9 protein-coding genes are annotated in these 9654 nt (G+C 46.3%); all 9 read left to right on the top strand.

Annotation, left to right across the window (positions count from 1 at the left end):
- Window positions 1–1407, top strand: a 1407-nt coding sequence (locus ACJMLT_RS03320) for a sensor histidine kinase (RefSeq protein WP_405726562.1), incomplete at its 5' end; no start/stop codon positions are given.
- Between the two features lie 270 nt (window positions 1408–1677).
- Window positions 1678–3153 carry a 4Fe-4S dicluster domain-containing protein gene (locus ACJMLT_RS03315; protein WP_405726559.1) on the top strand — a complete coding sequence of 492 codons (1476 nt, stop codon included), beginning with the start codon at window positions 1678–1680 and terminating at the stop codon, window positions 3151–3153.
- Between the two features lie 410 nt (window positions 3154–3563).
- Window positions 3564–4028: an NUDIX hydrolase gene (locus ACJMLT_RS03310; RefSeq protein ID WP_405726556.1), complete on the top strand. Its 465-nt coding sequence runs from the start codon at window positions 3564–3566 to the stop codon at window positions 4026–4028.
- Between the two features lie 22 nt (window positions 4029–4050).
- On the top strand, window positions 4051–4344 hold the full coding sequence (locus ACJMLT_RS03305; RefSeq protein ID WP_405726554.1) for a hypothetical protein: 294 nt from the start codon (window positions 4051–4053) through the stop codon (window positions 4342–4344).
- Between the two features lie 118 nt (window positions 4345–4462).
- Window positions 4463–5491, top strand: a complete 1029-nt coding sequence (locus ACJMLT_RS03300; protein ID WP_405726551.1) for a sugar-binding transcriptional regulator — start codon at window positions 4463–4465, stop codon at window positions 5489–5491.
- Between the two features lie 135 nt (window positions 5492–5626).
- Entirely contained in the window at window positions 5627–6820 is a 1194-nt protein-coding gene (locus ACJMLT_RS03295) for a phosphoglycerate kinase (protein WP_405726548.1), read from the top strand.
- Between the two features lie 24 nt (window positions 6821–6844).
- Window positions 6845–7747, top strand: coding sequence for a polysaccharide deacetylase family protein (locus ACJMLT_RS03290; protein ID WP_405726545.1), 903 nt, complete (start codon window positions 6845–6847; stop codon window positions 7745–7747).
- Window positions 7744–8493, top strand: a complete 750-nt coding sequence (gene tpiA, locus ACJMLT_RS03285) for a triose-phosphate isomerase (protein ID WP_405726542.1) — start codon at window positions 7744–7746, stop codon at window positions 8491–8493. The genes ACJMLT_RS03290 and tpiA overlap by 4 nt, the downstream gene beginning before the upstream one ends.
- A 48-nt stretch (window positions 8494–8541) precedes the next feature.
- Window positions 8542–9654, top strand: a 1113-nt coding sequence (gpmI, locus tag ACJMLT_RS03280) for a 2,3-bisphosphoglycerate-independent phosphoglycerate mutase (RefSeq protein ID WP_405726539.1), incomplete at its 3' end; no start/stop codon positions are given.

Genomic DNA, 9654 nt, shown 5'->3' with positions numbered 1-9654 from the left:
GAAATGGAAAACCATGCCGACCGTGAGGAAGTGCAGGAGGCATTCCGCACAGGCCATGGGGAAGGAGAACGTTTTTCGGCGACCCTTTCAGAAAAGACATGGTATTGTGCCGTTCGTATGGATGACGGCAGCGTAGTGCGTCTTTCCATTGAAACAGCCAGCATTCTGACCGTGTTCTTTACCATGACATATCCGATGGTTCTGATCCTGATTGTGCTTGGGTGTGTTTCCCTGTTCCTTGCCTTCCGGACGGCAAAAGTAATCACTCAGCCTATCAATGAACTGGATCTGGAGCATCCGGAGCAGGCCGTGGTCTATGATGAACTGAGTCCGCTCCTGCGAAAGATCGGTGCCCAGAACAGACAGATCCAGAAACAGATGGCGGAACTGAGTCGCAGAAAAGAAGAGTTTGATACGATCACTTCCAATATGCAGGAGGGGCTTCTGGTTCTGGATGCAGAGGGAGAAGTGCTTTCTTATAACGAAGGGGTTCTGCAGCTTCTGGGCCTTTCCAATGTGGAAGAGGGACAGAATGTGTTTCAGCTGAACCGCAGCGAAACCTTCCGCCGTGGGGTGGAAGGAGCCCTGAAAGGGGAACATCGGGAAGAAAAACTGGAATTGGGCGGCAGGGTATGTGAACTGTTTGCCAACCCTGTCTTCCGTGAAGAAGAAAATGCCGGCGTGATCCTGGTTCTTTTTGATGTGACGGAAAAAGAGGGAAGAGAAAAGATGAGACGGGAGTTTACCGCCAATGTTTCTCATGAATTGAAAACACCTCTGACTTCCATTTCCGGCTTTGCGGAAATCATGAAAAGCGGCATGGTGCGTCCGGAGGATATGAACCATTTTGCCGGAAAAATTTATGATGAAGCCCAGCGGCTCATTGTGATGATCCAGGATATCATCAAACTGTCCAAACTGGATGAAAAAGACAGTTTTCTGGAAAAAGAATGGGTGGAAATGGATGTGCTCCTGCGGGAAACTGCGGAACGGCTGCAGATTCCGGCGGAAAAGAAAAATGTACGTCTGATTGTCAATGCGGAACCGCTGCGTCTTTTTGGTGTAAAGCCTGTGCTGACGGAAATGGTGTATAATCTTTGTGATAATGCCATCCGTTACAATAAGCAGGACGGCGAGGTCTGTATGACACTGAAGGAAGAAAAAGGCAATATGATTCTGGAAGTGGCAGATACGGGCATCGGTATCGCTAAGGAAGATCAGGGACGTATTTTTGAGCGTTTTTATCGGGTGGATCCCAGCCGCTCTGCGGAAAACGGCGGAACCGGTCTGGGGCTTTCCATTGTGAAAAATGGGGCGGCGCTCCATCAGGGAAAGGTAAAAATCAAGAGTACTCCCGGCAAGGGAACGACCATGATCGTTTCCATACCGCTGGTAAAAATGATGTAGAAATATAATTTTATACAAAGAAAGTCTCTGTTGGTTTCATACAAATAGAGACTTTTTTCTTTTTGAGAATATAGTAAATATTCTCAAGGAATTAAGTTGCATGCGAAACAAATCTATGCTAGAATGACAGAAAAGGGATAAAATGTAAATTTCCCTGCTGATCCAAAGAAAAATGAAAGAAAAATAAGCGTATGTTCCTGAACTGCATAGGTGTGATTTTGGACATGCGCTTTTGTTATTAAGATTGTTTTTTCGAAGGGATGGGAAAAAATGAACAATTTCGAAAGCAACGTGCAGTACATCAAATATCTGGTCAATAAAGAGGTGGCAAGCCGTTTTTACAGCGGTGCGCTGGAAAAAGGGCCTTTTCTGGAAAGAGACATTGCAGAGGCCATCATTCCCGGGCCAAAAGCGATGTTCCGCTGCTGTATTTACAAAGAACGTCATATCATCGAAGATCGTGTGCATCTGGTGTTGGAACCGTCAAAACATGACCGCGTTATCAATGTGCTGGATTCCGCCTGCGATGAATGTCCCATTGACCGTTTTGTAGTCAGCGACTCCTGCCGTGGTTGTCTGGGTCATAAATGTCAGGAAAACTGCCCCAGAGGAGCGATTTCCATTGTCAACCACAGAGCTTATATCAATCAGGAACTGTGTATCGAATGCGGCAAATGCAAGCAGAACTGTCCTTTTGGTGCCATCAGTGAGGTGATGCGTCCCTGTATGCGTGCATGTTCTGTCGGCGCAGTAAAAATGGATGAAAACAGAAAGGCAATGATCGACCATGATAAATGCATCTCCTGCGGTGCATGTGTCCACCAGTGTCCTTTCGGCGCAATCGTTGATAAATCTTTCGTGATGAATGTCATGCATCTACTGCAGGATTCTTTCAATAATACAAATTACCATGTCTATGCGGCTGTTGCCCCTGCCGTTGCCAGCCAGTTTGGTCATGTGAAAGTAGGGCAGGTTTTTGCCGGCATCAAGGAACTGGGGTTCTATGATGTGGTGGAAGCAGCCATCGGCGGTGACATGGTGGCGATTGCGGAAACAGAAGAATTTGCTCACACCATTGGGGAAAAGAAGTGGAAAACTACTTCCTGCTGTCCTGCTTTTGTGGATTATGTGAAAAAGAACTATCCTGCTCTGATGGATCATGTTTCTACTACGGTTTCTCCTATGATCGCCATTGGCAGAGCCATCAAAGCCAAGGATCCCCTGGCAAAAATCGTATTTATCGGCCCCTGCACGGCGAAAAAAGTAGAGATCAAACAGCCGGACGTACAGGGCGTTATCGATTATGTACTGACTTTTGAAGAACTGAGAGCGATGTTTGACGGCAAGAATCTGGATATTGCGCATCTGCCTGAAGTCAATGCCGGCGATCCTTCTTCCTATGGCCGTATTTTTGCAAGAACCGGCGGCGTGGCGGAAAGCGTACGCCGTGTGGCAAAACTGGAAGGTCTGGATGTGGAGATCAACCCTCTGCGCTGTGACGGCATTGATGAATGCATCAAGGCATTGAAATTGGCTTCTTTCGGAAAACTGCCTGAAAATCTGATCGAAGGCATGGCCTGCAAAGGTGGCTGTACCAATGGGGCAGCGTCTATTTTCCACGATGCCAGAGGGATCCAGCGTGTCAATACCTTCAGCAGAGAGGCGCTGACAGATGATCCTACAGAAGGTATCCGCGGTTATCAGATGGACAAAGTGAATATGGAACGTGAGTTTGATAAAGAATAATCACGTGCTGCATGATTGAAATGAAAAACCATCCTTATGAAAAAAAAGGGTGGTTTTTTATGGCTGAAGGCGGAAAATATCATGATCTTCTGCAGTTTTTACAAAGGCATACTGCTTCTGTATGAAATTAAGCATGCTGACTGCGATGAAAACAGAACAAAAATTGTGAAAAATGACTATAACAAAAACTGTTTTTTTGAAATATCTTAATAGCGGAATGGTTTTTGCAAAAAAAAGATGCATAATATTCACTTTTTTTGTCAGATACGGTGGGGAAAGGTCGGAATGGATCCAGCTGGGATGGAAAAAGTCCAAAATAATAAGAATCTTTCTGGAAATCCCTTGAAAAAGAAACGAAAAAGAGATATACTATGAACAGAAATAAAACTGAAGAAGGCGGAGGGAAAACGATGATAGAAGCAGTAAGCTGCGGCGGCATCGTCATATACAAGTGGAAGATCCTTCTGCTGTATAAAAACCAGAATGGCAGGTACATGGGCTGGGTCCTTCCAAAAGGAACCGTAGAGGAAGGCGAAACCTATCGGCAGACAGCCTTGCGTGAGGTAAAAGAGGAAAGCGGTGCCAACGGCGAGATTATCAAATACGTCGGCAAGACTCAGTATACCTTCAAGGGCAATGAAGATACCGTCAGCAAAACAGTGCATTGGTATCTGATGAGTGCAAACTCTTTTTACTGCAAGCCCCAGAGCGAGGAATTCTTTGCGGATGCCGGTTTTTATAAATTCCACGAGGCTTATCATCTGCTGAAGTTTAACGATGAACGCCAGATCCTGAAAAAGGCATACTATGAATATAGTGAAATGCGCAAGAACAAAGAGTTCTTGAGAAAAAAATTCGGTGAAAGCAAATCATAAAGTCCAAAGGAGAGATGCGATTATGAAAAAGTATTTTGAAACAGCCCCTAACTTTGACGGTCTGAGAGATAGAATCATCATTCTGAAAGACGGCGAAGATAAAAAAACACTGTTTGCTGTGATCGCACTGGTAACAGCTGTCCTGATTGCTGTTACAGTAGGCGTTGTATACCTGCTGAAAACAAAAATGGATGACGAATACGAAGAAGATTGGGATTATGACTGGGACGATTTGGAAGAAGAATTCTGTGAAGACGGTGAATGCTGCTGCACAGATAACGATGTAGATGATTCCGTAAAAGTAGAGCAGGCTTGATTTTCATCAGAGAAAAAAGAGAGGGGTGGCATACCTCCATACCCTCTTTTTTTTGCCTGTGGTGGGACAAAAATGATTTTGCGGGACAGAATATATCCATGGAGGAGAGAAAGAATCAATGGAACATACTTTACAACTGGTGAAAAAAATAGCACCGGATCTGACAGAGGAAATGGTGAAACGCTACCGCGTTTTGAAAACCGTACGCCTGCTGCAGCCCTGCGGACGCCGTCTGGTGGTGCTTTCCCTTGGCATGACGGAAAGAACAGTGCGCAGTGAGATAGAACGTCTTGCGGCCCAGAATCTGGTCCATGTTTCCAAGATCGGTATGAGCCTGACGGAAGAAGGCATAGAAGTGCTGGAAGGTCTGGAAAATGTTTTCTCTGCACTGACAGGGCTGTCTGTTCTGGAAGAAAAACTGGCAGACACACTGGGTGCAAACAGAGTATACATTGCTCAGGGCGACAGTGCCGACAGCGAACGTGCCCAGAAGGAAATGGGTCAGCTGGCAGCAAGAGTGCTTTTCGAAAATACGGAAGACACACTGCGGATCGCTATTGCCGGCGGTTCTGCTATGGCGGAACTGGTTGAGGCAATGCCTGAAGGTCTGGACAGAAAAGCAAAACTGGTCGTACCTGCCAGAGGCAGTATTGGCCGCCGTCTGGAACTGCAGGCGGATACATTGGCGGCAAAACTGGCAGATAAACTGCAGTCCGATTATCGTCTGCTGCACCTGCCCGATAATCTGAGCCCCCATGTGCTGGATGAAATGAAAAAAGACCCCGATATCGCCGATGCCATCAAAGAAATGGAACAGGCGAATATCCTGCTGCTTGGTGTGGGCAATGCTCTGGAAATGGCGGAAAAACGTCATCTGGAGGATCAGATCCGCAAACAGCTGGAAAAAGACAATGCCGTTGCAGAAGCCTGCGGTTACTATTTCAACGCAAAAGGAGAAGTAGTGTATCAGACACGCTCCATCGGTATCGATTTCAATGAGATCGATAAAATGAACTGCATCATTGTGGTTGCAGGAGGGAAGAAAAAGGCGGAAAGCTTGCTGGCAGTCAGCCACAGCATTCCAAACGGTATTTTTGTTACAGATGAAGAAGCTGCAATGGAAATGTTAAGACTTGCGGGGAAATAATTCCTGACGTATAATATTCTTGAGGGACGTTTTTTGTCCCAACAAGATATATATATATTATAAAATAATAGAATAAAAATTGGGAAAGATTTTATTGTATGACTTTCATGGTCAAAGCAGAAAGGAGAAATACAAATGCTGAATAAGAAAACAGTGGAAGATTTACAGGTAAAAGGAAAACGCGTGCTGGTGAGATGTGACTTTAACGTACCTCTGCAGGATGGCGTGATCACAGACGAAAACAGAATCACAGCAGCACTGCCCACAATCAAAAAACTGATGGCAGAAGGCGGTAAAGTGATCCTGTGCTCCCACATGGGCAAACCCAAGGGTGAAGCAAAACCCGAACTGTCTCTGGCTCCTGTAGCAAAGAGACTGTCTGAACTGCTGGAAAAAGAAGTTGTTTTTGCAAAAGATGATGTTGTTGTAGGTGAAAATGCAAAAGCAGCTGTTGCAGCAATGAAAGACGGCGATGTTGTTCTCCTGGAAAATACTCGTTACAGAAAAGAAGAAACAAAAAATGAAGAAAACTTCAGCAAGGAACTGGCTTCTCTGGCAGATGTATTCGTAAACGATGCCTTCGGCACAAGCCACAGAGCACACTGCTCCACAGTAGGTGTAACAGAATTCGTAGAAGAATCCGCAGTTGGTTACCTGATGGAAAAAGAAATCGAATTCCTGGGCAACGCAGTAAATAACCCCGAAAGACCTTTCGTAGCAATCCTGGGCGGTTCCAAAGTTTCCGATAAAATCAACGTAATCAACAACCTGCTGGAAAAAGTAGATACACTGATCATCGGCGGCGGTATGGCTTACACATTCGCTGTAGCAAAAGGCGGCAAAGTTGGTAACTCCCTGCTGGAAGAAGACAAAATCCCTTACGCACAGGAAATGATGAAAAAAGCAGAAGAAAAAGGCGTAAAATTCCTGACACCCGTAGATACAGTAATCACAAAAGAATTCAAAAACGACACAGAATTCAAAACAGTACCCACAGGTGAAATCCCCGACGAATGGGGCGGCCTGGATATCGGCGAAGAAACAAGAAAACTGTTTGCAGATGCTATCAAAGGTGCAAAAACAGTTGTTTGGAACGGTCCTATGGGCGTTTTCGAATTCGAAAACTTCGCAAAAGGTACAAAAGCAGTTGCAGAAGCAATGGCTGAAATCGATGCAACAACAATCATCGGCGGCGGTGACTCTGCAGCAGCAGTAAACCAGCTTGGTTACGGTGCAAAAATGACACACATTTCCACAGGCGGCGGCGCTTCTCTGGAATTCCTGGAAGGCAAAGAACTGCCCGGCGTAGTTGCAGTGGATGATAAATAAGAGATCAGAAGAAAAAGGGCAGTAATGATGAGGAGAAAAAGTACGATTTTCCTTGCCATGGTTTTTTCCTTCCTCTCCATGAGCGTCGCTTATGGGGCGGAGGAAAAAACTGCGACAAAGCTGAAATATGTAAAGATTGAAGTGGAAGCGGCTGCTCCGGAAGAATTGTACGGAGAATATATCCCCGTGCTGATGTATCACCATTTCGCTGATCGAAATATGGAAAGCGGCAATGGCATGGTGTCTACGAAAGAAGAACTGGAAGACCATCTGCGGTATTTCAGATCTGAGGGATATCAGGTCATCACGCTGGAAAAACTGGACAGTCTTTTACGAAGGGCAGAGAACGATCACAGCCTGAACGGCATGGGTCTTGGGCTGCAGGATAAATATATCTGCATCACCATGGACGATGGCTATTACAGCAATTACGAAATTGCATATCCCCTGTTCAAAAAATACAATTCACCGGCAGCTGTGTTTGCGGTAACGGATTTTATCACGGAACAGTATGGTCTGAAAAAATTCACCTGGGAACAGGCGGAAGAAATGGACGAAGCGGGCTGGCTGAAGGTATACAGCCATTCTGCAGACCATGTTCCTGTGGAAGCAGGGCAAGAGGAAGCCTTTCTGGCAGGGATGCAGAGAAGCGAAGCCACACTGGCGGAAAACCTGCAGAAAGCTCATGTGAAAGCCATGGCCTATCCCAATGGGCAGTATACGGCCGAGTCCCAGAAACTTCTGGAGGACGATGGCTATGTGATGCAGTTTACCATCGAAAAAGGCGTCATCACTAGACAAACGATAAGAAATGCCATTCCCCGTCTCACAGTGGAATCCGGTATGAGCGGAGAAGATGTGATTCGGATGGCAGAGATGGCTGCGGAGAAAGCCTTCGCGGCAGAAAGAGAAGGTAATGCAAAATGAGAAAGAAAATTATCGCAGGCAACTGGAAAATGAATAAAACACCCAAGGAAGCAGCAGAATTCTGCAAACTGATGAAAGAACAGGCTGCATCCGATCAGGCAGAAGTCGTATTCTGCGTACCTTTCGTAGATCTGTACCCCGTTCTGGAAGAACTGAAAGGCACAGGCATCGGCGTTGGTGCAGAAAACATGCACTTCGAAGATAACGGTGCATTCACAGGCGAAGTTTCCGCTCCCATGCTGAAAGAAATGGGCGTTGGCTACGTAGTTCTGGGTCACTCCGAACGTCGTCAGTACTTTGGCGAAACAGATGAATCCGTAAACAAAAAAGTAAAAAAAGCACTGGAAGCAGATATCGTTCCCATCATGTGCTGCGGTGAAACACTGGAACAGCGTGAAGCAGGCATTACAATCGAATGGGTTCGCATCCAGATCAAATGCGGCCTGGCAGGCGTTTCCGCAGAAGATGTGAAAAAAGTTGTTATCGCTTATGAACCCATCTGGGCAATCGGCACAGGCAAAACAGCAACGTCCGAACAGGCACAGGAAGTTTGCCATGCCATCCGTGAAGTACTGGCAGAAGTATACGGCAAAGCAGTTGCTGAAGAAGTACGTATCCAGTACGGCGGCAGCGTAAACGGCAAAAACGCTGCAGAACTGTTCGCCATGGAAGATATCGATGGCGGCCTGGTTGGCGGCGCAAGCCTGAAGGAAGAATTCACTTCCATCGTACACTACAACAGATAAGATTGTTCTCAAGTGATGGGGCAAAGCCCCTGAAAAAAGGAGGCAAAAATGGATAAGAAAACAACACTTTTGATGATTTTGGACGGCTACGGCATCAATGAAAAAGAAGAAGGCAATGCCATCAAACAGGCAAATACACCTGTGATGGACAGCCTGATGCAGAAATATCCCTTTGTACAGGGCTATGCCAGCGGTCTGGACGTTGGTCTGCCTGCAGGCCAGATGGGTAACTCCGAAGTAGGCCATCTGAACATGGGCGCAGGCCGTGTGGTATATCAGGAACTGACACGTATCACAAAATCCATCGAGGACGGCGACTTCTTTGAAAATCCCGACCTGATGGCAGCAGTGGAACATTGCAAGAAAAATGATTCTGCCCTGCACCTGTACGGTCTGCTTTCTGATGGCGGCGTACACAGCCATAATACACACCTGTATGCACTGCTGCAGCTGGCAAAAAGAAACGGCCTGGAAAAAGTATATGTACATGTATTCCTGGACGGCAGAGATACACCTCCCGCATCCGGCGCAGATTTTACTGCACAGCTGGAAGAAAAAATCCGTGAGATCGGCGTAGGCGAAATCGCAACCGTGATCGGCAGATTCTACGTTATGGACAGAGACAAACGCTGGGAACGCGTGGAAGAAGCTTACAATGCCATGGTTCTGGGCAGAGGCGCAACTGCAACAAATGCGGTGCAGGCCATCAAAGATTCCTATGAAGCAGGCAAAACAGACGAATTCGTGGTACCTACCGTGATCGTAAAAGAAGACGGCATGGCTGTTGGTAAGATCAGCGACCACGATGCAGTGATCTTCTATAACTTCCGTCCCGATAGAGCAAGAGAAATCACACGCAGCATGTGTGATGATGCGTTCGATGGTTTCAACAGAGAAAAAGCACCTCAGGATCTGAAATTTATCTGCTTCACAGAATATGATGTGACTATCCCCAATAAGGAAGTGGCATTCAAACCCCAGAAGCTGACAAACACACTGGGCGAATATCTTTCCTCTCTGGGTCTGAAACAGCTGAGAACAGCAGAAACAGAAAAATATGCCCATGTTACTTTCTTCTTCAACGGCGGTGTGGAAGAACCCAACCCCAATGAAGACAGATGGCTGGTACCTTCTCCCAAGGTTGCCACATACGATCTGCAG

It is taken from the genome of Anaerotignum sp. (assembly GCF_045122575.1).
In the GTDB taxonomy this organism is placed as follows: Bacteria; Bacillota; Clostridia; order Lachnospirales; family Anaerotignaceae; genus Anaerotignum_A.
This window is presented reverse-complemented; position numbering and strand designations above follow the sequence as displayed.